Here is a 24,861-nt window from a genome sequence, read left to right as displayed (position 1 = left end):
CAACATGACTCGCTGCGCGCTGAGCCGCGTACTGCCCTCGAACGAGTTTTCCGATGCGCCTTTCCCGCTATTTCCTGCCGATCCTGCGTGACACGCCCAAGGAAGCCGAGATCGTCTCGCATCGCTTGATGCTGCGCGCCGGTATGATCCGCCAGCAATCGGCAGGAATCTACTCGTGGCTGCCACTCGGCCTGCGGGTGCTCAACAAGATCAACGCGGTGGTGCGCGAGGAGCAGAATCGTTCGGGCGCTATCGAGGTTCTGATGCCGACCATTCAGTCGGCCGATCTCTGGCGCGAGAGCGGGCGGTATGACGCCTATGGCAAGGAGATGCTGCGCATCAAGGACCGGCACGACCGCGACATGCTGTACGGGCCGACCAACGAGGAGATGATCACCGACATCTTCCGGTCCTATGTGAAGTCCTACAAGGACCTGCCCCTCAATCTCTACCATATTCAGTGGAAGTTCCGGGATGAGGTCAGGCCGCGCTTTGGCGTGATGCGTGGGCGCGAATTCCTGATGAAGGACGCCTATTCCTTCGATCTCGACCAGGCCGGCGCGCGGCACGCCTATAACCGCATGTTCACCGCCTATCTCAGGACCTTCGCCCGGCTCGGCCTGAAGGCAATCCCGATGCGTGCCGATACGGGCCCGATCGGTGGCGACCTCAGCCACGAGTTCATCGTCCTCGCTTCCACCGGCGAGAGCGAGGTATTCTGCCACAAGGACTATCTCAGCTTCGAGACGCCGAAGGTCGACACCGACTTCGATAGCGTCGACGGATTGCAGGCCATCGTCGACAAATGGACGAGCCTCTACGCTGCGACCGAGGAGATGCACGACAAGGCGGCATTCGACGCGGTTCCCGCCGGCCAGCAACTGTCGGCGCGCGGTATCGAGGTCGGGCATATCTTCTATTTCGGCACGAAGTATTCCGAGCCGATGGGCGCGACGGTGACCGGGCCGGACGGGCAGCAGGTGCCGGTGCATATGGGCTCTTATGGCATCGGCCCGAGCCGTCTCGTCGCAGCGTTGATCGAGGCCGGTCACGACGATGCCGGCATCGTCTGGCCGGACGAGATCGCACCGTTCGACATCGCGGTGCTGAACCTGAAGATCGGTGACGCAGCGACCGACGGCGCCTGCGAGCAACTCTACAGAGCGCTCTCCGCCAAGGGCTATGACACGCTCTATGATGATACAGACGGTCGGCCAGGCGCCAAGTTCGCGACGGCAGACCTGATCGGCGTACCGTGGCAGGTCATCGTCGGGCCTAAGGGCCTGGCTGAGGGCAAGGTGGAAATCAAACGCCGCGCCGGCGGAGAGCGCGAACTCGTCTCGCTCGCGGCTGCGCTGGAACGCTTCCCGGGCCGCTCGGCTTGAGTGGGAGCGGCATGATCGCGGAGCGGAGCAGGCGCCGATGAACGTGGCGGTGGAGTCGATGTCGACCGAAGCAGAGCAGCCCACCGGCACACGCCCCTTTGCGGGTTTCGAATGGCTGCTGGCCGGGCGCTACCTGCGCACGCGTCGGCGCGAAGGCTTTGTTTCGGTCATCGCGGGCTTCTCGTTCCTCGGCATTTTGCTCGGGGTCGCCACGCTGATCATCGTGATGTCGGTGATGAACGGCTTCCGGAAGGAACTCCTGGAGAAGATCGTCGGCGTCAACGGCCACATCTTTGCGACGCCGATTGATCGCCCGCTCGATGACTACGAAGCGGTCGCGGCACGGCTGCGGCAGGTTCCCGGCATCAAGCTCGCAATCCCCTTGGTGGAAGGCCAGGCGCTTGCTTCGTCGCAATACGCCAATGGCGGCGTGCTGGTGCGCGGCATTTCCGAGGCGGATCTGAAGTCGATCCCCTTCATCGGCAACAATATCAAGCGCGGTACGCTCGATGGTTTCGACGCCGCCGCCGGCGTCGCCATTGGCAGTCGGCTTGCCGCGGCGCTCTCGCTGACCGCTGGCGACACGATCACGCTCGTTTCTCCGAAGGGAGCCTCGACCCCGTTCGGAACCGCTCCGCGCATCAAGGCCTATCCGATCCAGGCGGTATTCGAGATAGGCATGACCGAGTTCGATTCCTCGTTTGTCTTCATGCCGCTGGCAGAAGCGCAGGCCTATTTCAACCGCGATGGCGATGTGAACGTCATCGAGGTCTTCATCGACAATCCGGATCGGACCCAGGTCGTGCGCGATGCGATCGAGGCCGACGCGCCACGGCCGCTTGTGCTGTCCGATTGGCGGCAGCGCAACCGTACCTTCTTCAACGCGCTCGAGGTCGAGCGGAACGTCATGTTCATCATTCTCACCCTGATCGTGCTGGTGGCGGCGCTGAACATCGTCTCGGGCCTGATCATGCTGGTGAAGGACAAGACCGAGGACATCGCGATCATGCGCACCATGGGCGCGTCTCGCGGCACTGTGCTGCGCGTCTTCCTGATCACGGGGGCGGCCATCGGCGTGTTCGGTACATTGGCAGGGCTAGGCCTCGGCGTTCTCTTCGCCAACAACATCAAGTCGATCATGGCCACCCTGAATTGGATCACCGGGGCCAATCTCTGGGATCCGACAGTACGCTTCCTGAGCGACATTCCCTCCGTGATCGACTGGCGGGAAGTGGCGAGTGTCGTCGGGATGGCGTTGGTCCTATCGCTGCTGGCGACGCTGTATCCGGCCTGGAAGGCCGCGCGGCTGGACCCGGTCCAAGCCCTGCGGATGGGTTGAGGCAGAAGAACCCGTGGCCATGCAACGCGAAACACCGGCGCTCTTCCTCTCCCAGATCGAGCGCTATTACCCACAGACCGATGCTCCGCTCGAGATCCTGCGCAAGGCGGATTTCGCACTGTGGCCGGGCGAGCTTGTCGCGCTTGTTGCACCGAGCGGTACCGGCAAATCGACGCTCCTCCATGTCGCCGGCCTGCTCGAGAAACCCGATAGCGGCGAGGTCTTCGTCGGCGGAATCGCGACCAGCAAGCTGGACGACAAGGGCCGCACCCGGCTGCGCCGCACCGAGATCGGTTTTGTCTACCAGTTCCACCATCTGCTGCCTGAATTCACGGCGCTCGAGAACGTCATGCTGCCGCAGCGCATTCGCGGCCTGCGGAAGCGGGAAGCCGAGGAGCGGGCGACTGAACTGCTCGCCTTTCTCGGGCTCGGCGAGCGGCTCGACCATCTTCCGGGCGAGCTTTCCGGTGGCGAGCAGCAGCGCGTCGCGATTGGGCGTGCGGTCGCCAATGCGCCCCGTCTGCTCCTCGCGGACGAGCCGACCGGCAATCTCGACCCTCACACCTCGCTGCATGTCTTCAACACGCTGGTCGCCTTGGCCCGGGCTTCGGGTCTCGCGGCCCTGATCGCGACCCATAATCTCGACCTCGCCCGGCGGATGGACCGGCAGGTGACGATTCGGGACGGGCTGGTCGTTCCGCTGCGTTAGCGCGGGCACGGCTTCTCCCGTTGCGCACTACCGGGCGCGCCCGCGCTTTCCGCGAGCTGGCGCCACGACGGCAAGGCCGGCAATCACGATCACGAGAATGCCGATCMAGGTCGCGGTMGATGKCAGATCGTCGAACATCGCGTAACCCAGCGCGGTCGCGCCAAGCAGTTCGAGATAGACGAGCGGCGACAGCGTCGAGACCGGCGCCATTCTGAAGGCGCTGATCGTGAGCAGGTTGCTGACGGCCGAAAGCAGTCCCATCAGGAGGATCAGCAGAATCTCCTCGCGATTGGGCACCGTCCACTGGAACAGGACGATAGGCGTCAGCAACAGGATGCCGAAGACGAGCTGGATGGTCAGTGCCGACAGCGGTGTGCTGCCCTGGGCGGTCGCTCGGGTCATCACAAGGTAGCACGCCATCAGTCCGCCCGACGCCAGCGCGATCAGCGTGCCGGAACTGCCGTCAGCGCCCGGTCTCACGATCAGCATGGCTCCGATGAAGCCTAGAATGACGGCCGCCAGCTTTCGGCGATCAAGCCGCTCGCGCAGGACAATCATGGCCAGCAGGGTCGCGATGATCGGCGCGATGAAGTAGGCACCCAGAGCGTCGGCAAGCGGAATGCGCGCGATTGCGGTGAAATAGAGCGTCATCGCGCCAACCAGGAAGGCGGTGCGCAGAAGCTGCGGCAGGATCTGGTTGCGGCCAATCAGCGGCGCCGGCGCGCGCGCCTGCACATACAGCACGACAGGCAGTACGAAGCCGAGCGCCGCGACATAACGAGCCCAGCTTAGAAAGGCCGGGGAATGCGCTCCGCTGAGATACTTGCCGATCGCATCCGCGCCCGGGATGAACAGCATCGATATGGCCATCAGGACGATGCCCAGCGCGGGGCTACGCGTGCTGCCGGAGGCTGACGCGCGCTCGTCCTGCTGGTTCGCCTCGGCGGGTTCTGAGCGGAGATTGGCGACGGAAGCGCCGGAGGCATCTGAACTTTGGTCCATGCGGCTCTCTAGCAGATTCCGCGGCGCCGACAGCCGTGGACGAGCCTGAATGCGCCGACGGGAAAGCGTACGCGACCTACGCCGAAGGGTTAATCGCCTTCCACCACCATCAAGGGGATATTAACCTCCATCCAGACGTCCAGAATGGAACTAACGCTGCGCGATTGACGAGAACAAAACAGGAATTATGATGGACATATAGCGAACATCTGGAGGTCAAGATGGTTTTAGCACGTAAGCTGGTCGTCGGAATGGTGGAGCTTGCCTCGCTCGGCCTCTTCCTTGGGATGATCTGGCTCTGGGCGGCGCTGCTCGCCGCTCCTAGCGTCTGAGCCATCCACAGCCGGGCGGAAAGCCTCTCGACTGGACCGGTCGGCCCGCTCCATAAGGGCGGACGAGGTGACCCGATGAGTCGTGAGCAGGGCCGGTCCCGCATTCTGTCCGAGGTGGGTTTCGTCCATCTMCACGTTCATTCGAGCTATTCCCTGCTCGAAGGGGCCATGACGGTCAGCACGCTGGCCAAGCTAGCCACTGCGGACGGCCAGCCCGCTTTGGCCCTGACCGACAGCAACAATCTTTTCGGCGCACTCGAATTCTCCGAGAAGCTCGCTGGTGGCGGCATCCAGCCCATCGTGGGCGTCCAGCTCTCGGTCGATTTCGCCGACGAGGTGGATAGCGGCCGCCGGCCCGTTCAGGCGCAGGCCGTGCCGCACATCGTGCTGCTTGCCATGTCCGAGGCGGGCTACGGCAATCTGATGAAACTCGTCACCGAAGCGTGTCTCGCAAGCGGCGGCGCCGGGCAGCCGATTTCGTCGCTCGAGAAACTGACGGCACATCATGACGGCGTGATCGCGTTGACCGGCGGGCCGGGCGGCCCGATCGACAGTGCGCTGCGTGCCGGGCAGGTAGCCCAGGCTGGCGCTCGCCTGGCAAAGCTCGCCGAAATCTTCGGCGACAGGCTCTATGTCGAGATCCAGCGCCATGGCCGTKATGGCGAGGCTGCCGTCGAGGCGCATCTGCTCAGGCTCGCCTATGATTCCGAACTCGCCATCGTCGCGACCAACGAGCCCTTCTTTGCCAAGGCCGGGGATTTCGAGGCGCATGATGCGCTGCTTGCGGTAGCCGAAGGGCGGCTGGTCTCCGACGGCGAGCGCCGGCGCGTGACGCCAGGGCATTTCTTCGTCACCCGGTCCGAGATGAAGCGCCGCTTCGCCGATCTGCCGGAGGCGCTGGCCGCGACCGTCGAGATCGCGATGCGCTGCACCTGGCGCGTCACGACACGCAAGCCGATCCTGCCGCGTTTCGGCGAGGAGGGGCGCGACGAGGCAGAGGAGCTCGAGGTCCAGGCGCGCGCCGGTCTGGCGGCTCGGCTGTCCAAGCACGGCCCGGCTTCGGGCTATACTGTCGGTGAATACGAGTCGCGGCTTGATTTCGAGCTTTCGATCATCAACCGCATGAAGTTCCCGGGCTACTTTCTCATCGTCTCGGACTTCATCAAATGGGCGAAGGACCAGGGCATCCCGGTCGGGCCGGGACGCGGCTCCGGCGCGGGTTCGCTCGTTGCCTATGCGCTGACCATCACGGACGTCGATCCGCTCCGCTTCGGCCTGCTTTTCGAGCGCTTCCTCAATCCCGACCGCGTCTCGATGCCGGACTTCGACATCGACTTCTGCCAGAACCGACGCGAAGAGGTGATCGACTACGTCAAGCGGCGCTATGGTGAGGAGCGCGTTGCGCAGATCATCACCTTCGGCACGCTGCTGGCGCGTGGTGTGCTGCGCGACGTCGGCCGCGTGCTGGAAATGCCCTATGGCCAGGTCGACAAGCTGACCAAGCTGGTGCCGCAGAACCCGGCGAAGCCGATCTCGCTGCCGGAGGCGATCGCTGGCGAGCCGAAGCTGCAGGCGGCTGCGGACGAAGAGCCGGTTGTGGCCCGCCTGCTCGAAATTGCCCAGAAACTGGAAGGGCTTCACCGCCACGCTTCGACCCACGCCGCAGGCGTGGTGATCGGCGATCGACCGCTCGAGCAACTCGTCGCGCTCTCGGTCGATCYGCGTACCGGTATGCGCGTGACCCAGTTCAACATGAAATGGGTCGAGCAGGCCGGCCTGGTGAAGTTCGACTTCCTCGGCCTCAAGACGCTGACGACGCTGACGACCGCCGTCACGCTGATTGCCCAGCGCGACATCCAGATCGACCTCGCCAAGCTGCCTTTCGACGATCCGAAGAGTTACGAGATGCTGGCGCGCGGCGAGACGGTCGGCGTGTTCCAGGTTGAATCGGCGGGCATGCGCAAGGCCCTGGTCGAGATGAAGGCCGACCGGATCGAGGACCTGATCGCGCTCGTCGCCCTCTACCGGCCGGGTCCGATGGACAACATCCCGACCTATTGCCGCCGCAAGCTCGGCTTGGAGGATCCCACCTATCTCCATCCGAAGCTGGAACCGATCCTGGCCGAAACGCATGGCATCATCGTCTACCAGGAACAGGTGATGCAGGTGGCTCAGGCGCTCTCGGGCTATTCGCTCGGTGAGGCCGAYCTGCTGCGTCGCGCCATGGGTAAGAAGATCAAGGCGGAGATGGACGCTCAGCGCGACCGCTTCGTGAAGGGCGCCGTCGAAGGCGGCATGACGAAGAGCATCGCCTCCGAGATCTTCGACCTGCTCGCGAAATTCGCCGACTACGGCTTCAACAAGAGCCATGCCGCCGCCTATGCCGTCGTCGCGTTCCAGACCGCCTATCTCAAGGCGAACTTCCCAGTCGAGTTCCTCGCCGCGTCGATGACGCTCGACATGGGCAACACCGACAAGCTCTCGGAATTCCGGCGCGATGCCGAGCGCCTCGGCATCACGGTCGAGCCGCCGTCGATCAACCGCTCGGGCGTCGAGTTCGACGTGGCCGATGGCGCGATCCGCTACGCGCTCGGCGCGATCAAGGGGGTGGGGCGCACGGCGGTCGAATCCGTCGTCGTGGCGCGTAATTCGGACGGGCCGTTCCGCGATCTCGCCGATTTTGCGCGCCGCATCGACACCAAGCTCGTCAATCGCCGCACGATCGAGGCCCTGATCGCCGCTGGTGCGCTCGATCCGCTGGAGAAGGACCGTGCACGTGCCATGGCGGCGATCGACGGCATGCTGGCGCTCTCCAACCGCACGCGCGAGGCGGCTGCCGGTGGCCAGTCCGAGCTCTTTGGTGGGGGCTCCGTCGCGGAAGCCTTTCGCATCCCGCCGACCGAGCCGTGGGCGCCGGCAGAGCGGCTGCGGCGCGAACATGACGCTGTCGGCTTCTTCCTGTCGGGGCATCCGCTCGACGATTACGAACATGTGTTGAAGCGGCTGCGCGTTCAGCGCTTTGCCGATTTTGCCAAGACGGTCAGGGCAAACGGAACCTCCGTCGCCAAAGTTGCGGTCTCGGTCATCGACAAGTCGGAGCGGCGCACCAAATCCGGCAACAAGATGGGCATCGTCAACCTGTCAGACCCCAGCGGGCAGTTCGAGGCGATCCTGTTCTCGGAAGGACTGCAGCGTTACCGCGATCTGCTGGAGCCGGGCCGGGCGCTGGTGTTGCGCCTCAGCGCGGTACTCGATGGCGAGGATGTGCGACCACGCATCGAGGATGTCGAGGTGCTCGATGATCTGGCCGCTCGCCAGAAACAGGATCTGCTGGTCTACTTGCGCGACGACAGGGCACTGGGCAGCATTGCGGAGCGCATTCGCCCGCGCGAAGGCGCCCGCGCCGAGGGCAAGGTTGCGGTGATCATGATCCTCGATGACGGCGCGCAGGAGGTCGAGATCGAGTTGCCGGGCCGCTACCCGGTCAACCAGCAGATTGCCAACGCGGTACGGGCGGCGCCGGGAGTGGTCAGCGTCGAATTGCGCTGAGAGGCGGAGAGGGCAGCATGACAGCGCTGATTGTCGTCGATGTGCAGAACGATTTCTGCCCGGGCGGCCGTCTCGCCGTTACTGGCGGAGACGAGATCATCCCTCTGGTCAACGCGCTCGGTCTCCGCTTTGAAACGGTGGTCCTGACCCAGGACTGGCATCCGGCGGGGCACTCCTCCTTTGCCTCGCACCATCCTGGCAGGAAGCATTTTGAGAGTGTGGCGATGGCCTATGGCGAGCAGGTGCTTTGGCCTGATCACTGTGTCCAGGGCACGCGAGGCGCGGAGTTTCATCCAGGCCTCGACCTGCCGCATGCCCAAGCCATCATCCGCAAGGGCTATCGATCCGGGATCGACAGCTACTCCGGCTTCTTCGAGGCCGACCGTGTGACACCCACAGGATTGGGGGGCTATCTCAAGGAGCGCGGCGTCTCGCGAGTCGCCATTGTCGGGCTCGCGACKGATTTCTGCGTCAACTGGACGGCGCAGGATGCTGCCCGGAGCGGGCTGGAGACCTTTGTTGTCGAGGAGGCCTGCCGCGCCATTKATCTCAATGGCTCGCTGGCCAAGGCCTGGTCCGACATGTCGGCGCTGGGGGTGAGGCGCTTCGCCCCGCAGGAGTTACCAATGTGACGCAGGCAGATGTCGCGCTCGCAACGCCTGCTTGATCTGATCCAGCTGCTGCGGCGCCATCGTCGCTCGGTCTCCGGCCGGCGGCTCGCCGACGAGCTCCGTGTCAGCATACGCACCCTCTACCGCGACATCGTCACCTTGCAGGCGCAAGGCGCGCCGATCGAGGGGGAGCCGGGACTGGGCTATGTTCTCAAGCCGGGTTTCATGCTGCCGCCGCTGATGTTCTCCGAGGACGAGATCGAAGCACTGGTGCTCGGCTCGCGCTGGGTTTCCGACCGGGCTGATGGCCGCCTTGCCCTGGCTGCGCGCGATGCGCTGGCCAAGATCCTCGCCGTCCTGCCGGGGGATCTGCGCGATGATGCCGAGGCGTCCGCCCTGTTGGTCGGCCCCGGTGCCGCGATCATGGCGGAGAGCTTCGATCTCTCGGCCATCCGCAAGGCGATCCGTTCAGAGCGCAAGCTCTCGATCCTCTACCGGGATGGTGCCGGGCAGGCGAGCGAGAGGGTCGTCTGGCCGTTCGCCTTGAGCTTTTTCGACCATGTCCGCGTCGTCGTCGCCTGGTGCGAACTGCGGCAGGATTTCCGGCATTTCCGCACCGACCGCATCTCGCAGGTTCAGCCGCTCGATATCCGCTATCCGCGCCGGCGCCAGGGCTTGCTGAAGGAGTGGCGCGAGCGGGAGGGAGTTCCGCCGCCATCGTGAGCGACACTGCCGGAAATTGGCAGCATCTGCATCTAGGATCTCCTCATCGCCCAACCGGAGACACGACCGATGCAGAACGCCAGTTTCGTCATCCTTTACGTCGACAGCCCGACTGCTAGCTGCCGGTTCTATCGTGCGCTGCTCGGAGCCGAACCGGTTGAAGCCTCTCCGACCTTTGCATTGTTTGCGCTGAAGTCGGGCATCATGCTCGGGCTCTGGTCGCGCCATACGGTCGAGCCGGGAGCGGAAGCGGCCGGTGGCGGCGGAGAACTGGGCATGCCTGTCGGTCACGCCGATCAGGTCGATGCGATCCATAAGGAGTGGAAGGAACGCGGCATCACCATCCTTCAGGAGCCGGTCGATCTCGATTTCGGCCGCACCTTTGTCGCGACCGACCCGGATGGCCATCGCCTGCGTGTTTTCTCTCCGACCGAAGCCTGAGGAGGCGAGCATGACCGGCTATTGGATCGCCGTCGCTTCAGCCGAGCATGTCCGGCTAGGGGTGGCCGGAGGCTTCATGCAGGTTTGCCATGGCAAGACCGGGCCCTTGCGTCGGATTCGAGCCGGTGATGGCGTCGCCTGCTACTCGCCGACTGAAACCTTCGGTGGCGGGGAGAGGCTGCAGGCCTTCACCGCGATCGGCCGAGTCTGCGGCGATGAGCCCTATCCCGCCGATATGGGGGGCGGCTTCGACCGTCCCGGCGCGATGTCGCCTGGCTTGCCGCATCCGAGGCATCGATCAAGCCACTGCTCGACAGGCTGGAATTGACATCCGGGCGGCTGAACTGGGGCTATCTGTTTCGCTTCGGGCTGGTCGCCGTCAGCGCTCATGACTTCACTCTGATCGCTCAGGCTATGTCTGCTCGCGAGTCGGAAACCCTGACAGCTGCGTGACGCCTGGCGCCCGAGCGGCGCCGTCGCAAGGCGGGCGGCTGTCCGGATCCTTGCCAAAAGGGGACGATAGGGAATGCTGCGCTGCGGGGCGACCTCCGGTTGAGTGTACCCTGCCATGACAGTCGCGCGATTGTCTTGACCTGCCCGCAAGGTTAGTCACGACCCTGGGGAAGCGGGGTACGCGTCGATCCGATCTTCATTGCTTGAGGGAAAGCCGTTATGTCGTTTCTTTTGAAGCCCTTTTGCGCAGTTGGCGCACTGGTTTCCGTTCTCTCTGCCGGTCCGGCCTTGGCGCAGAGCCAGGCCGACCAGCTCGCTGTCGTCTATCAATCGGGCCGCAATCAGCTTGGGATCCTGACCTACTGCAACGAGAAGGGTCACATCGGAGCTGATGTGGTCGAGATCCAGAAGAAGATGCTCGGCCTGATCCCGGCTCCTGCCGACAAGAGCGGCGGGGATGCCGCCGAAGCGCAGGGCAAGAAGGGGACGATCGCCATGATGGGCGTCACTCAGGACATCGAGGCCATAGCCAAGGCCCAGAATGCATCGGCCGCGACCTACTGCAAGCAGATTGGCGATGTGGTGAAGCAAGCGGGCGCAGCCCTGCCCAAATAGCCATCCGGGGTCGCGCTCTCGGGTTATGGTCGCCGGTCATGATGAGGCCGGCGAATCCGGCTTCCGGCTGAATTCGTTCTGGCTTGGGAGGTGAGGACGATGCCGACGGGAGATGATCTGCGCCGTCTGGCGCTGGCTCTGGACGGCACGGTCGAGGCTCCGCACTTCGACCGGGTCGCCTTCAAGGTCTCGCGAATCTACGTCACTCTCGCTCCTGACGGTTGCAGCGCGAATTTCGGCTTCTCGCCCGAGGAGCAGGAATTCAGGTGCATGATGGCGCCGGATGCCTTCAGCCCGGTGCCAAATGCCTGGGGCAAGCGGGGTTGGACGACAGCCGATCTCTCCAGGCTGGGCCTGGCTGAACTTGCCGGAGCGCTCGAGGCGGCATGGGCGCATGGCGCGCAAAAGAAGCCACGGCGCCGATGACCTGGTGAGGTGCGAGCCTTGCGTTGCCACGCTTTCCCGTGTAAGGCGCAGGCCATCCCACATGGGGAGCATCGCCTCACTTCCGAGGCGTTCCGGTGACGTGGCAGTCCATGCCTTGTTCATTCGCACCCCAGAGGCTCAACCGGAAGGACGATCGAATCATGGCTCTGCCAGACTTTTCCATGCGCCAGCTGCTCGAAGCCGGCGCGCATTTCGGCCACCAGGCTCACCGCTGGAACCCGAAGATGTCGCCGTATATCTACGGCACCCGCAACAACATCCACATTCTCGACCTGTCGCAGTCGGTGCCGATGCTCTCGCGCGCCCTGCAGGCTGTCAGCGACACCGTGGCCCGTGGCGGCCGCGTCCTGTTCGTCGGCACCAAGCGCCAGGCGCAGGACTCGATCGCCGACGCTGCCAAGAGGTCGGCTCAGTACTACGTGAACTCCCGTTGGCTCGGCGGCATGCTGACCAACTGGAAGACCATCTCGGCCTCGATCCAGCGCCTGCGCAAGGTCGACGAGCTCCTGAATGGCGGCAGCACCGGCCTGACCAAGAAGGAACGCCTGATGCTGGCGCGTGAGCGCGACAAGCTCGAGAAGGCGCTCGGCGGCATCAAGGACATGGGCGGCACGCCCGACATGATCTTCGTGATCGACACCAACAAGGAAGCGCTCGCGATCAAGGAGGCCCAGCGCCTCGGCATCCCGGTCGCCGCCATTGTCGACTCGAACTCGGATCCGGATGGCATCACCTACCCGGTGCCTGCCAATGACGACGCCGGCCGCGCCATCCAGCTCTATTGCGACCTGATCGCCCGTTCGGCCATCGACGGCATCTCGCGCGCCTCGGGCGACCATGGCATCGATCTCGGTGCTGCCGAGGCCCCGATCGTTGAGACGGCGATCATCGAGCCGGCCGCAGACGCTGCCCCGGTGTTCGAGCTGCTTACTGCGCCGCGCGGCGCGCCGGACGACTTCATGAAGCTCTCCGGCATGGGTCCGGAGCTGGTTCAGAAGCTCAATGACGGTGGCCTGTTCCACTTCTGGCAGATCGCTGCGATGTCGCCGGCCGATGTCGTCAAGGTTGATGCCGATCTGAAGCTCGGTGGTCGCATCGAGCGCGACGGCTGGGTTGCCCAGGCGCGCGATCTCGCCGAGGCCTGAGAGCAAACTCAGGGCGGCGCGTCATCGGCGCGTCGCCTCGGCAGCGCAGCAATGCGCGGCAGATGAATGAAGTCACGCCGACGGCCGGTCACGGAGCGTCGGCGTTTTCCCTTCGCGCTATGGCGCGCTCTGAAATMGAAGACCGTGCCGTTGGCCGCCAGCGTCGTTGCGCAGGCCCGGCACATGACAGCAAGGAACGACAGATGGCTGCGATCACCGCCGGCATGGTGAAGGAACTCCGCGACAAGACTGGCGCGGGCATGATGGATTGCAAGACCGCGCTGGCCGCGACCGACGGCAACATCGAGGCCGCCATCGACTGGTTGCGCACCAAGGGCCTCGCCAAGGCCGCGAAGAAGGCCGGCCGCGTTGCCGCCGAGGGCCTGGTCGCCGTGGCCGTGTCCGAGAACCGCGGTGTCGTTGCCGAGGTCAATTCCGAGACCGACTTCGTTGCGCGCAACCTCGAGTTCCAGGCGCTCGCCCGCACGATCGCCGACGTCTCGCTGGAGCGCGGCGGCGACGTCGAGGCACTGCTCGCCCATCACTATCCGGGCGGCGGCACCGTCGCTGACGCCATCGCCAATGCCATCGCCACGATTGGCGAGAACATGACCCTGCGCCGCGTCGCCGAGGTCAAGGTCAGCGCCGGCGTCATTGGCCATTACGTCCACGGCTCGGTCGCCGATGGTCTCGGGAAGATCGGCGTCATCGTCGGTCTCGAGACGACCGGCAAGGGCGAGGAGCTCGCAGCCCTCGGTCGTCAGCTTGCCATGCACGTCGCCGCTACCAATCCGGTCGCGCTCGATCTCGCTTCGGTCGATCCGGCGATCCTGGAGCGCGAGAAGGCGATCCTGGCCGAGAAGAATGCCGGCAAGCCCGCCAACGTGCTCGAGAAGATCACCGAGAGCGGCTTGAAGAGCTACGCCAAGGAATACTGCCTGCTCGAGCAGGCCTATATCCATGACGGCTCGAAGTCCGTCGCCCAGGTGCTGAAGGAAGCCGAGGGCAAGGTCGGTGCTCCGGTCAAGCTGACGGGCTTTGCTCGCTTCGCGCTCGGCGAGGGCATCGAGAAGGRAGAGACCGATTTCGCTGCCGAAGTCGCTGCGGCTGGTGGCACGACGGGCTGAGAAGCCGGTTGATAGGATCTGAAAAAGGCCGCGCTCTGCGCGGCCTTTTTTGTAAGAAGACGATGTTGGTGCCGAATCGCGCCGTCCCAGTCCATGGAGAAAGCCGGTGAGACCCAAACGCGTTCTTGTGAAGCTCTCCGGCGAAGCCCTTGCGGGGAAAGCCGGATCCGGCCTCGACGGTACGACGCTGACTGCGCTCGCCGCCGATATCGCAAAGGCCGCGCACGAAGGCGTCGAGATTGCGATCGTCGTCGGCGGCGGCAATTTCTTTCGCGGCGTCCAGGGCTTGAACAAGGGCCTCGACCKACCAAGCGCCGATTCGATCGGCATGCTCGGCACGGTGATGAACGCTCTTGCGCTAGAGCATGCCATCGAGATCGCCGGCGCCCCGGCCCGCGCCATGTCGGCTGTGCCCATGCCCTCGCTCTGCGAGAGCTACGCTCGCCGGCGCGCGCTCGACCATCTMAGCCACGGCAAGGTCGTCATTCTCGGGGGCGGCACGGGCAATCCCTATTTCACCACCGATACCGGAGCTGCCCTTCGGGCGGCCGAGCTCGACTGCCAGCAATTGCTGAAGGCGACGCAGGTCGATGGCGTCTACACCGCCGATCCGAAGAAGGATCCGAACGCCAAGCGCTATGAGAGCCTGACCCATGCCGAGGCGATCAGGCATGATCTCAAGGTGATGGATACGGCTGCTTTTGCGCTGGCGCGCGACGCCGGGCTGACGATCGTCGTCTTCTCGATCGCCGAAACTGGCGCGCTTGCGGCCGTTCTGCGCGGCGAGGGCAGGGCAACCTACGTGACGCCCTGACCGCCGGATTCCCTCGCGGTTGCAAGGCTCAGTAGTTCGGCCAGATCCCCGGCGTCATCAACTCAAGCAGATGGCCGTCGGGGTCACGGAAATAGAGGCTGTTTCCGCCGCGATCCCAGCTCATCCGGCCCTCGATATCGATTCCATGCTGCTGCAACCGCTCTTCCCAGGCTGTGAGTTCGCTGGTGTCGATCGCGAAGCAGATATGGAGGGGGCCGCTGCCGTCATGCGGTGGAATATTGCCCTTCGCAGATGATTGGGTGAGGAGAGATTGCCCCCGAAGGAAGAGCAGAAGGACACTCTCTCCGCCAACATCATAGGCGAACAGCGTCCTCGTCTTCAGCATCGGCTTCAATCCGAGCTTCGTCTCATAGAACTCCTGCGCGCGATCGAGATCGTCGATGTAGAGCGCAGTTTCAATGATGCGGTTCAGACGGGGCAAGGGGCCTCCTCGTGGTTCGGTTGTGCTCGGCCGTGACGTCTCGACCGAGGCCCGACCTTAAAGCTAGGAAGCGGCGCCCGGTCTTGCCACCGTTCCGGATCACCCGTCCGCCATGCCCGGCCTGCCTCAGGCGTTTTTCCCTTGCAGATTGTCCCGGGAAGGTGCTGTTGGAACATGAAATCCTTGACCCTGAGCGGGGCCGCGGCCATGGTCGCGCCGGTTTTCGATTATCTGCAAGGTCTTGACTAAAATGGCCCAGACGACATTCGACCTCGCCGACGTGAAGCGTCGGATGCAAGGCGCGGTGCAATCCTTCAAAGGCGATCTCGCCTCCCTGCGCACCGGCCGCGCCTCCGCCAACGTTCTCGATCCGATCCAGGTCGAGGCTTATGGTGCACGTACACCCTTGACTCAGCTTGCCACCGTCAGCGTGCCTGAAGCACGCTTGCTCAGTGTCCAGGTCTGGGACCGCAGCATGGTCCAGGCGGTGGAGAAGGCGATCCGCGAATCCGATCTGGGCCTCAACCCCCAGACGGAAGGGCAGGTGCTGCGCATCCGAATTCCGGAGCTGAACGAGCAGCGCCGCAAGGAGATGGTCAAGGTCGCGCATAAATATGCCGAAGAATCCAAGATCGCTGTGCGCCATGTCCGCCGCGACGGGATCGACGTGATCAAGAAGCTCGAGAAGGACGGTCACCTGACCAAGGATGACGTGACGCGCGAGTCGGATCAGGTCCAGAAGGTCACAGACCAGCATATCGCCGAGATCGATCAGGCGCTGGCGACGAAGGAAAAGGAAATCCTGCACGTCTGATCCTGTCGCCCGGCGGGTTTGAGCCGCTGGCTATGATCCGGGACGCAACGCCGAAAGAGGCACGAGAATGTCAGCAGGCCAGCGTCCGGAGGTCCAGGCTGCAGGGCCCTCCCATGTCGCAGTGATCATGGACGGCAACGGGCGCTGGGCTCAGTTGCGCGGCCTGCCGCGACATGAAGGGCATCGGCGCGGGCTGGAGGCCTTGCGCCGGACCGTCCGCAACGCCAGCGATCTCGGCATCGAGATTCTGACGGTCTACAGTTTCTCGACGGAGAACTGGCGCCGGCCTGCTGCCGAAGTTTCGTTTCTGATGACGCTGCTCAAGCATTTCATCGAGAAGGATCTTACCGAACTCGGTGCGGCTGGGGTCCGGGTCCGGGTCATTGGCGGCAGGAGCGATCTGGCGCCCGATCTGCGCCGTCTGGTCGAGCACGCCGAGGCGACCACGCGCAACAACACGGGAATGACGCTCGTCGTCGCCTTCAACTATGGCTCGCGCGACGAGATCGTCCGAGCGGCGCGCCAACTGGCCTCGGATGTTGCGGCAGGCCTTGTCGACGCAACCACCATTGACGAGAGCAGCATCTCTGCGCGGCTCGATACCGCAGATCTGCCCGACCCCGAGCTCGTCATCCGCACATCGGGCGAGACACGGATCTCGAATTTTCTGCTTTGGCAGGCCGCCTATGCGGAGTTCGTCTTCACCCCGGTACTCTGGCCCGATTTCGATCGCGCGGCGTTGGAAGAAGCGCTGGCCGAGTATCGCCGCCGCGAACGCCGTTTCGGCGGCGTGTCGGAGCCATCCGGCCGCAATGTGGGCGTAGCGTGAGTGACCAACCTTCCGGCGGTCCGGCCGCCGGCCCGAGCGAACTGAAGCTGCGTATCGCATCCGCGCTGGTGCTGGCCGCGGGCATTGTGGCTGCGACATTTGTCGGGGGCTGGCCGTTCAGGCTCATCTGGGCGCTGGCTGCCGGATTGGTCGCCTATGAGTGGCTCGCGATCGTGAGCCGCCGGAACGCGGTGCCCGCAGGTATCGGCGTTACGATTGCCGGCCTGGCGCTTGGCTTCGCCCCGATCAGTCCAGTGGCGCTCGCCGGTGTTTCCGCCTTCGCTGCGTTCTTCGGGGCGCTCCTGACCCCGGTTCTCGAGAAGCGGAACTGGCTGGAGGCCTGCGGTGTCGCCTATGCGCTCGCCTTTGCCCTGATCACGCCGGCGCTGCGTGCACTCCCGGATTTCGGGTTTGCTGTGATCATCTGGACCTTTGCGGTCTGTTGGCTGACCGATATTGCCGCCTATTTTACGGGGCGGGCTCTTGGTGGGCCGAAGCTCATGCCTGCGATCAGTCCGAAGAAGACCTGGTCCGGCGCACTCGGCGGAACCGCTGCCGGCACACTCGGTGGTTATGTCGTCTGGGTGTTGACCCCGGGGGCGGCCGCAGTCGTCGGTCCGGCCTTTGTGATCGCGKCCTCGCTTTCGGCCTCGATCGTGAGTCAGGCTGGCGATCTCTTTGAATCCGCCGTCAAGCGTCGCTTTGGCACCAAGGACTCAAGCAAGTTGATCCCGGGCCATGGTGGCTTTTTCGATCGGCTTGACGGCTACTGGGCCGTCCTGGTCCTCGCTGGTGCTGCACTGTTCCTGGCGCATCTGGAGTTCTGAAGACGTCATGCGCCGTCTCGTCACTCTTCTTGGAGCCACAGGCTCCATCGGCCGGTCGACGCGCGACGTCGTCTCGGAGAATCCTGAACGCCTGAAGATCGATGTCGTGGTTGGCGGGCGGGACGCTGCGAGCCTCGCCCGGGTGGCGGTCGAAACAGGTGCCCGCTTTGCCGCCTTGGCGGACGAGGCGGGAGGCGAAGCTCTGGCGCAGGCCCTGGCCGGTAGCGGTATCGACAGCGGGGCGGGGCGGCAGGCCATTCTCGACGCCGTCGCGATGCCGAGCGACATTGTTGTCAGTGCCATAGCAGGAGCTGCCGGTCTGGAAGCGACTTTTGCCGCGCTGACACCTGGCCGCGTGATTGCCCTCGCCAACAAGGAGAGCCTGGTTTGTGCTGGTGCCGCCGTGATGGCGCAGGCCAAGGCCGTGGGCGCGCGCATCTTGCCGCTGGATTCGGAGCATAATGCTCTCTTCCAGGCGCTTGGAGCTGAGCCGATCTCGGCGATCCGATCCATGACGCTGACGGCATCGGGGGGGCCCTTCCGCACCTGGTCGGCAGAACGAATTGCGGCGGCCAAGCCGGAGCAGGCTCTGGCCCACCCGAATTACGCAATGGGCGCCAAGATCACGGTCGACTCCGCCAGCATGATGAACAAGGGCCTTGAGCTGATCGAGRCCTGTTTCCTGTTCGGGCTGAAACATGATCAGCTTGATGTTCTGGTGCACCCCCAGCAGATCGTGCATGGCCTCGTCACCTTCCGCGATGGCTCGGTCACTGCAGGCATGGCAATTCCGGATATGCGGGTTGCGGCCGCGCATTGCCTCGGCGTCGACGGCCGGCTCGATGCTCCGGCCACGCGCTTCGTCGATCTCGTCACGACCGCGCCGTTGGCCTTCGAACGCCCTGATCTTGCCCGCTTTCCGGCGCTTGGTCTGGCGATGGCAGCGTTGGAGACCGGAGGCGCGGTGCCGGCGATCCTCAATGCCGCCAATGAAGTCGCGGTCGAGGCCTTTCTTGCCGGACGGATCGGCTTTCCCGGCATCCCGGCTCTCGTCGATGCCGTCTGCAGCGGGCTCGGTGCTGACATCGCGGCACCGGTCGATATTGAAGCGGCCCTTGCCATTGACCATGAGGCGAGAAACCGCGCTCGCCTGCTCTTGTCGAAGGGCACCTTCACTGTCACGTAAGGGGCAGGAATCGGGAGAATTTTATGGATATTGCAGCGACCGTCTGGAACTCGGGCAGCTTTCTGCTCAGTTACCTGGTGCCGTTCCTGTTTGTCCTGACCATCGTTGTTTTCGTGCACGAGCTCGGGCACTTCCTCGTCGGTCGTTGGTGCGGCGTCGACGTGAAAGTGTTCTCGATCGGCTTCGGCCGCGAGATTTTCGGATTCGTCGACAAGCACGGCACGCGCTGGCGCTTCGCGCTGATCCCGCTCGGCGGCTATGTGAAGTTCTCCGGTGACGCGGATCCCTCGAGCTCCGCAGCCGATAGCGCTGAAGTCGAGCGCATGACGGAGGAACAGCGAGCGCGTTCCTTCCCGGCTCAATCGATCGCTGAACGGGTGGCGATCGTCGCGGCCGGCCCGATTGCCAATTTCGTACTGGCCATCCTCATCTTTGCCGGGACCGTCTACGCCTTCGGTCGCCCGGTCCTGACGCCCCGGGTCGAGCAGGTGATTGCCGGGAAGGCCGCTGAGCGCGCAGGTCTGCTCGCCGGGGACGTCGTCCTGACGATCGACGGCAAGCAGATCCGCAGCTTCAGCGACATGCAAAGAGTGGTCTCGACACATCCGAACGAGACCCTTTCGGTGACGGTCGATCGCGCGGGCACCATGGTGACCCTGCCTGTCACGCCTGATCTGAACGAGACATCGACGGCTCTCGGCAAACAGCGCATTGGCGTTATCGGGGTCCAGGCTTCCCGCCGGGCCGAGGACTGGACGACCCAGCATTACAGCCTCGGTGAAGCCGTGAAGGTTGGATTCTCCGAGACCTGGTTTGTGGTCGACCGGACCTATGACTATCTGTCCAAATTGATCAGCGGGCGTGAATCGACGGATCAGCTTTCGGGGCCGATCCGCATCGCCCAGGTTTCCGGGATGGTTGCTTCCAATGGAGGCCTGCTCGCGCTGATCAATCTTGCGGCGATTCTGTCGGTCTCGATCGGCCTGATGAACCTGTTGCCGGTTCCAATGCTCGATGGCGGACATCTGATGTTCTATGCGATCGAGGCTCTCCGCGGCCGCCCCTTGAGCGAGCGCGCCCAGGAAATCGGCTTTCGGGTCGGTTTTGGGCTGGTCCTGATGCTGATGCTCTTTGTGACCTGGAATGACATCGTCCACGTCCACTCGCGTCTGTAGACTCCGACTGGCAAGCCCACGAATGCTGTGACCTGCGGCAAGGTTCGTTGCCGATAGGCCCAAAAGCTGCGTCGAATCGGGCGCTTTGCTCAGGGCGCGTGGCCTCCTGGCAACGACGAGGTTAAAAATAATTTGTTAACGACAATGTTCGTTTGCACCTCGTCGGAAACTTTGTAGAAGCGATTGGTCTGCAATGTCGCCATGCACCTGCCCAAAGGCAGGTGTCCCCGGTTGGGGTGGTGACCTACTAAATGGAATAGGCGACCCGATGACGTCGACCCCAAAGAGCCGGTCTTTCAAAATGCGGCTCTCTCGATCAGTCGGACTTTCGGCCTTTATGTTGGCCGTTAGCGGTGGCGTTGTTTTTGCGCAGGCCGTGATTGTCCAAGGCAACCGCCGCGTCGACGCGGAGACCATTCGGTCCTATGCAGGGCAGGGTGGTCCGCAGGAGGTTCGGCAGAGCCTGATGGCGACCGGACTGTTCTCGAACGTCCAGGTCAGCCGCCGCGGCAACCAGACTGTKATCTCGGTTCACGAGAACGACACGATCAATCGCGTCGCCTTCGAAGGCAACAAGCGCCTCAAGAGCGAGATCCTGCTGCAACAGGTCGAATCGAAGGCGCGTGGCCCTCTGAGCCAGGCGCTGATCGACTCCGATGTGCAGCGCCTGAAGGAGGTCTATCGCCGGGCCGGTTACGGCACTGCGACGATCTCCGGGCGTATCGCGCMATTGCCCAACGGTCGTTCGGACGTGGTCTTCACCATTGTCGAGAGCGGCAAGACCGGCATCAAGGAAATCAATTTCGCGGGTAACGGCGCCTATTCGGCATCGCGTCTGCGCGGGTTGATGAGCTCGACGGAATCGAATTTCCTCAGCTTCATCAAGACCTCCGACGTCTATGATCCCGACCGTATCGCGTCCGATCTCGATCTGGTTCGCCGCTTCTACCTGAAGAACGGCTATGCCGACTTCCGGGTCGTTGCGAGCGACGCGCGCTTCGATGACGCCAAGGGTGGCTGGGTCATCGACGTCACGGTCGATGAAGGGCCGCAGTACAAGGTCGGCAACGTCGCGGTGGATTCGCAGCTCAGCGATATCGACTCGGCGACGATGCAAAGGCTCCTCGCGACCTCGGCTGGCGATACCTACAATGCCGAGGCGGTCGAAAAGTCGCTCGTCAACCTCACGACCGAGGTGTCCCGCCGTGGTCATCCCTTTGCGCAGGTTCGCCCYCGCGGTGAGCGTGACGCCGCTGGCCGCCTGATTGGCATCACCTATGTCGTCGAAGACGGTCCGCGGGTCTATGTCGAGCGCATCAATGTGCGCGGCAATACACGGACCCGCGACTATGTGGTCCGCCGCGAGCTCGACCTGGGTGAGGGCGATGCCTACAACAAGGTGATGGTTGATCGCGCCGAGCGGCGCCTGAACAATCTCGGCTTCTTCAACAAGGTTCGCATCACCAATGAGCCGGGCAGCGCGCCTGACCGGGTCATCATGAACATCGACGTCGAGGACAAGGCCACCGGCTCCTTCTCGATCGCGGGCGGTTATTCGACGTCTGACGGTGTCATCGGCGAAGTCTCGCTGTCGGAATCCAACTTCCTTGGCCGCGGCCAGTTCGTGAAGATTGCCGGCACGTTGGGGCAGCGGACGCAGGGCATCGACTTCTCGTTCACCGAGCCCTATTTCCTCGGTCGCCGGATCGCGGCCGGTATCGACCTGTTCTCGAAGTACAACGACAACTACAATATCGGCCGCTACGAGAGCCGTGTGACCGGCGGTCAGCTGCGGTTCACCTTCCCGATCACGGAAGAGTTCTCGATCACGCCGCGCTATTCGCTCTATACGACCGAGATCAAGATCCCGAACACGTCGAGCCGGCCGTATAACGACTGCTCGTTCCCGATCCCCGGGATCACACCCGGACCGGGGTCGAGCTTTCCAGCAACGCAGAACTTCAACTGCGTGACGAATGGCGAAGCGACGCTCGCGGTCAAGGAAGCCCGCGGCGAAACGCTGACCTCCCTTGCGGGCGTGACGCTGAACTACAACTCGCTTGATAACTACCAGACACCGCGCAACGGCTTCATTGCGGAGTTGAAGCCGGAATTCGCGGGCCTTGGCGGCGACTCGAAGTTCCTTCGTGTCGCGGCGGATGCGCGCTACTACCGCGAGATCTTCGACGATGTCGTCGGCTTCCTCCGGGTCCAGGGCGGTCACGTCCAGGCGACGGAAGGTACCCTGCGCATGGTCGATCACTACTTCCTCGGCCCGAGCCTGGTGCGTGGCTTCGCTCCGTCGGGCATCGGTCCGCGCGACGTGCTGAACGACCCGACGGCCAACGCTCTCGGCGGCCAGTCGTATTTCGGAGGCTCGGTCGAAGTGCAGTTCCCGATCTGGGGCCTGCCGCGTGACCTTGGCCTGCGCGGCGCGATCTTCGCCGATGCCGGTACGCTGTTCGACTATGATGGCGGCTCGAAGGTGATCACCAGCCCGATTCCGACGACGAACGGGCTTTGCCCGGGCGGGTCGGAGCCTCGGCAGTTCAATGTCCCGAGCACGTCCCAGTTCCAGAGCAACGTGGCCTGCGTTCGCGACAAGAACGTCATCCGCTCCTCGATCGGCGCGAGCCTGCTCTGGCAGTCGCCGCTCGGGCCGATCCGGTTTGACTATGCCTATGCCCTTAGCAAGGATGAGGGCACGCGCGATCCGATCACCGGCGTCCGTTACGGCGGCGACCGTCTGCAGGCCTTCCGCTTCTCCGGCGGCACCCGCTTCTGACGCGGCGGGGCGGCAACGCCCCGCACGGATCCATTGCATGTCAGAACCTCAATTCTTCCCGATCGCGACCTCGCTGAGCTACGGCGAGGTCGCTGCCATTTCAGGGGCTGCTCTGCCTGAGGGCGTGGAGCCCACGCGGCTCGTTACCGGCGCGGCCGCACTCGAGGCCGCCGGGCCCGATGACATCGCCTATATGGACAACCCCAAATATACGGATGCGCTGGCGGGGACTTCGGCGGGGCTGTGCCTGGTTTCTTCCCGGTTCGCTGCCCGTGTTCCCGCGGGCACTGTCGCGCTCGTATCGCCCGCGCCCTACCATGCCTTTGCCCGGATCATGGCGCGCTTCTATCCCGATGCGCTCAAGCCACGGTCGGTCTTTGGCTCGCAAGGGGTCGCGCCGGGCGCCTTCGTCCACGCCACGGCAAGGATCGAGGATAACGTCACGATCGATCCGGGTGCCGTGGTCGGCCCCGGTGCCGAGATCGGCGCCGGTTCCGTGATCGCCTCGCATGCCGTGATCGGCCCCCAGGTCCGGATCGGGCGTGATTGTGCGATCGGCGCTGGCAGCACCTTGCAATCGGCCCTGGTCGGAAACCGGGTCATCATTCACCCGGGTGTCCGGATCGGCCAGGATGGCTTTGGTTTCGCGATGAGCCCGAAAGGCCATATGAAGGTGCCGCAGATCGGCCGGGTCATCATTCAGGACGACGTCGAGATCGGCGCCAATAGCTGCATCGACCGGGGCGCCAGCCGCGATACGGTCATCGGTGAAGGTACCAAGATCGATAACCTCGTTCAGATCGGCCATAACTGCGTCATCGGCCGCCATTGCGTGATCGTTTCGCAGGTTGGCATCGCCGGCTCTACGACTTTGGAAGATTTCGTCGTGCTGGGTGGCCAGGTTGGCCTCGCCGGCCATCTCACGGTTGGGATGGGCGCGCAGGTTGCCGCCCAGAGCGGCGTCGCCGGTGACATCCCTCGCGGCGCGCGCTATGGCGGTTATCCCGCGCAGCCGGCGCTCAGCTGGGCGCGCGAGACAGCGCTTCTCAAATCTCTTGTTGCAAAGCGCGGCAAGTCTTCGGGCGGTTCGGAGAGCTGAGGATACGCGAGAGCGCGAGGCAGCCTTCGCAATCCATGCGAAGAGTGGGCCTCGTGTCGAATTCGCTTGATCGTCCGGTACCATTTCCGGCAAACGGGCATAGAAGCTGACAGGAACCCGGCGCCAGCCGCAACCTCCTGTTCCGGCATCGATTTAAACGATACAACTTTGCGGGCGAAGCCGGCAGGCCTGCGCGGGAGACGGGAGAGCATGACCGACGCGACGACATCGCTGGGTGTGGCCGATATTCAGAAGATCATGGCCTGCATTCCCCACCGCTATCCGTTCCTTCTCGTCGACCGTGTCATCGAGATGAATGGCGACGAGTCTGGCATTGGCATCAAGAACGTCACCGCCAACGAACCCCAGTTCACCGGACATTTTCCCGGCCGTCCGGTCTTTCCGGGTGTGTTGATGATCGAGGCCATGGCGCAGACCGCCGGCGTGCTCGTCGTCAGCGCGCGGGGAATTGACGAGGAAGCGGTACAGTCCGTCCTCTTCACCACGATCGACAAGGCCAAGTTCCGCAAACCGGTCGTGCCGGGCGATACCCTGCGTTTCCACCTCACCAAGGTCGCTCGCAAACGCAATATCTGGTTCTATCGCGGTGAGGCGAAAGTTGACGGCGTGCTTGTCGCGGAGGCCGAGATCTCTGCGATGGTGGCTTAAGGCCAGCAGCTTTCCGTCGAAATCAGGACAGAACTTTCATGAGTGCGACTATCCATCCGATGTCGGTCATCGACCCGGCTGCGCAGCTGGGCGAGGGGGTCGTTATCGGTCCGTTCTGCACGGTCGGCCCCCATGTCGTTCTCGGGGACGGCGCTGAGCTGTTGAGCCACGTTGCAATCGCCGGCCGAACCACGATCGGCCCCCGGACCAGGATCTACCCCTTCGCTTCCATCGGCCACCCGCCGCAGGATCTCAAATATCACGGCGAGCCGTCGACGCTGACGATTGGCGCGGATTGCATGATCCGCGAAGGCGTGACGATGAATCCGGGCACCGAAGGCGG

At 63.9% G+C, this 24,861-nt stretch carries 24 protein-coding genes; 22 read left to right on the top strand and 2 right to left on the bottom strand.

The window, feature by feature from the left end:
- The first annotated feature begins 53 nt into the window (after positions 1 to 53).
- From proS to AC1DJT_RS15165, 3 genes are read left to right on the top strand one after another with little or no spacing between them, the layout of a single operon-like run.
- Positions 54 to 1,385 carry a proline--tRNA ligase gene (proS, locus tag AC1DJT_RS15175; protein ID WP_441505529.1) on the top strand — a complete coding sequence of 444 codons (1,332 nt, stop codon included), beginning with the start codon at positions 54 to 56 and terminating at the stop codon, positions 1,383 to 1,385.
- Positions 1,386 to 1,422: 37 nt separating this feature from the next.
- Positions 1,423 to 2,724: a lipoprotein-releasing ABC transporter permease subunit gene (locus AC1DJT_RS15170; RefSeq protein ID WP_441491834.1), complete on the top strand. Its 1,302-nt coding sequence runs from the start codon at positions 1,423 to 1,425 to the stop codon at positions 2,722 to 2,724.
- A gap of 19 nt (positions 2,725 to 2,743) precedes the next feature.
- Positions 2,744 to 3,433 carry an ABC transporter ATP-binding protein gene (locus AC1DJT_RS15165; RefSeq protein ID WP_069880703.1) on the top strand — a complete coding sequence of 230 codons (690 nt, stop codon included), beginning with the start codon at positions 2,744 to 2,746 and terminating at the stop codon, positions 3,431 to 3,433.
- 27 nt (positions 3,434 to 3,460) lie between these two features.
- On the opposite strand, the gene AC1DJT_RS15160 is transcribed toward AC1DJT_RS15165, so the two are convergent.
- Entirely contained in the window at positions 3,461 to 4,435 is a 975-nt protein-coding gene (locus AC1DJT_RS15160; protein ID WP_476834344.1) for a DMT family transporter, read from the bottom strand.
- Between the two features lie 407 nt (positions 4,436 to 4,842).
- Here AC1DJT_RS15160 and dnaE point away from each other — a divergent pair, with 407 nt between their 5' ends.
- From dnaE to pyrH, 10 genes are all read left to right on the top strand, one after another.
- Positions 4,843 to 8,316 carry a DNA polymerase III subunit alpha gene (dnaE, locus tag AC1DJT_RS15155; RefSeq protein ID WP_476834343.1) on the top strand — a complete coding sequence of 1,158 codons (3,474 nt, stop codon included), beginning with the start codon at positions 4,843 to 4,845 and terminating at the stop codon, positions 8,314 to 8,316.
- A 17-nt stretch (positions 8,317 to 8,333) separates the two neighbouring features.
- A complete protein-coding gene (gene pncA, locus AC1DJT_RS15150) occupies positions 8,334 to 8,948 on the top strand; it encodes a bifunctional nicotinamidase/pyrazinamidase (protein WP_476834342.1) in 615 nt (204 codons plus the stop codon).
- 9 nt (positions 8,949 to 8,957) lie between these two features.
- Complete coding sequence (locus tag AC1DJT_RS15145) at positions 8,958 to 9,650, top strand: helix-turn-helix transcriptional regulator (RefSeq protein WP_476770095.1); 693 nt, start codon at positions 8,958 to 8,960, stop codon at positions 9,648 to 9,650.
- 69 nt (positions 9,651 to 9,719) lie between these two features.
- Complete coding sequence (locus AC1DJT_RS15140) at positions 9,720 to 10,091, top strand: VOC family protein (RefSeq protein WP_441491830.1); 372 nt, start codon at positions 9,720 to 9,722, stop codon at positions 10,089 to 10,091.
- Positions 10,092 to 10,101: 10 nt separating this feature from the next.
- Positions 10,102 to 10,419 carry an EVE domain-containing protein gene (locus AC1DJT_RS15135; protein WP_441505534.1) on the top strand — a complete coding sequence of 106 codons (318 nt, stop codon included), beginning with the start codon at positions 10,102 to 10,104 and terminating at the stop codon, positions 10,417 to 10,419.
- A 344-nt stretch (positions 10,420 to 10,763) separates the two neighbouring features.
- Positions 10,764 to 11,159, top strand: coding sequence for a pore-forming ESAT-6 family protein (locus AC1DJT_RS15130; RefSeq protein WP_441491828.1), 396 nt, complete (start codon positions 10,764 to 10,766; stop codon positions 11,157 to 11,159).
- 99 nt (positions 11,160 to 11,258) lie between these two features.
- A complete protein-coding gene (locus AC1DJT_RS15125; protein WP_441491827.1) occupies positions 11,259 to 11,585 on the top strand; it encodes an MmcQ/YjbR family DNA-binding protein in 327 nt (108 codons plus the stop codon).
- Between the two features lie 161 nt (positions 11,586 to 11,746).
- On the top strand, positions 11,747 to 12,751 hold the full coding sequence (locus AC1DJT_RS15120) for a 30S ribosomal protein S2 (RefSeq protein ID WP_069880713.1): 1,005 nt from the start codon (positions 11,747 to 11,749) through the stop codon (positions 12,749 to 12,751).
- A 203-nt stretch (positions 12,752 to 12,954) separates the two neighbouring features.
- The gene (gene tsf, locus AC1DJT_RS15115) at positions 12,955 to 13,878 is read left to right on the top strand and encodes a translation elongation factor Ts (RefSeq protein WP_476834341.1); all 924 of its coding nucleotides are present in this window, start codon (positions 12,955 to 12,957) and stop codon (positions 13,876 to 13,878) included.
- 106 nt (positions 13,879 to 13,984) lie between these two features.
- Positions 13,985 to 14,692, top strand: coding sequence for a UMP kinase (gene pyrH / locus AC1DJT_RS15110; RefSeq protein ID WP_476834340.1), 708 nt, complete (start codon positions 13,985 to 13,987; stop codon positions 14,690 to 14,692).
- Between the two features lie 28 nt (positions 14,693 to 14,720).
- Here the strand turns inward: pyrH and AC1DJT_RS15105 are convergent, their stop codons facing one another.
- The gene (locus AC1DJT_RS15105) at positions 14,721 to 15,134 is read right to left on the bottom strand and encodes a VOC family protein (protein ID WP_476770096.1); all 414 of its coding nucleotides are present in this window, start codon (positions 15,132 to 15,134) and stop codon (positions 14,721 to 14,723) included.
- Positions 15,135 to 15,384: 250 nt separating this feature from the next.
- Between AC1DJT_RS15105 and frr the strand changes: the two genes are divergently transcribed.
- From frr to AC1DJT_RS15060, 9 genes are all read left to right on the top strand, one after another.
- Entirely contained in the window at positions 15,385 to 15,948 is a 564-nt protein-coding gene (gene frr / locus AC1DJT_RS15100; protein ID WP_069880717.1) for a ribosome recycling factor, read from the top strand.
- A gap of 67 nt (positions 15,949 to 16,015) precedes the next feature.
- Entirely contained in the window at positions 16,016 to 16,777 is a 762-nt protein-coding gene (locus AC1DJT_RS15095) for an isoprenyl transferase (RefSeq protein WP_441491824.1), read from the top strand.
- Positions 16,774 to 17,604: a phosphatidate cytidylyltransferase gene (locus AC1DJT_RS15090; protein ID WP_476834339.1), complete on the top strand. Its 831-nt coding sequence runs from the start codon at positions 16,774 to 16,776 to the stop codon at positions 17,602 to 17,604. Before AC1DJT_RS15095 ends, AC1DJT_RS15090 begins: the two co-directional genes overlap by 4 nt.
- A 7-nt stretch (positions 17,605 to 17,611) precedes the next feature.
- Positions 17,612 to 18,790, top strand: coding sequence for a 1-deoxy-D-xylulose-5-phosphate reductoisomerase (gene dxr, locus AC1DJT_RS15085; protein WP_476834338.1), 1,179 nt, complete (start codon positions 17,612 to 17,614; stop codon positions 18,788 to 18,790).
- A gap of 23 nt (positions 18,791 to 18,813) precedes the next feature.
- The gene (gene rseP / locus AC1DJT_RS15080; protein ID WP_441505537.1) at positions 18,814 to 19,965 is read left to right on the top strand and encodes an RIP metalloprotease RseP; all 1,152 of its coding nucleotides are present in this window, start codon (positions 18,814 to 18,816) and stop codon (positions 19,963 to 19,965) included.
- Positions 19,966 to 20,233: 268 nt separating this feature from the next.
- Positions 20,234 to 22,750 carry an outer membrane protein assembly factor BamA gene (gene bamA, locus AC1DJT_RS15075; RefSeq protein ID WP_476834337.1) on the top strand — a complete coding sequence of 839 codons (2,517 nt, stop codon included), beginning with the start codon at positions 20,234 to 20,236 and terminating at the stop codon, positions 22,748 to 22,750.
- A gap of 37 nt (positions 22,751 to 22,787) precedes the next feature.
- Complete coding sequence (gene lpxD, locus AC1DJT_RS15070; RefSeq protein WP_441505539.1) at positions 22,788 to 23,849, top strand: UDP-3-O-(3-hydroxymyristoyl)glucosamine N-acyltransferase; 1,062 nt, start codon at positions 22,788 to 22,790, stop codon at positions 23,847 to 23,849.
- Between the two features lie 210 nt (positions 23,850 to 24,059).
- Positions 24,060 to 24,518, top strand: coding sequence for a 3-hydroxyacyl-ACP dehydratase FabZ (fabZ, locus tag AC1DJT_RS15065; protein WP_043236894.1), 459 nt, complete (start codon positions 24,060 to 24,062; stop codon positions 24,516 to 24,518).
- A gap of 38 nt (positions 24,519 to 24,556) precedes the next feature.
- Positions 24,557 to 24,861 (top strand): acyl-ACP--UDP-N-acetylglucosamine O-acyltransferase family protein (locus tag AC1DJT_RS15060; RefSeq protein ID WP_476834336.1); only part of this gene is annotated, 305 nt, incomplete at its 3' end.

It is taken from the genome of Allobosea sp. 05T422_2, assembly GCF_056396265.1.
The sequence above is the reverse complement of the archived record's forward strand: the minus strand, read 5'-3'. Positions and strand labels throughout refer to the sequence as shown.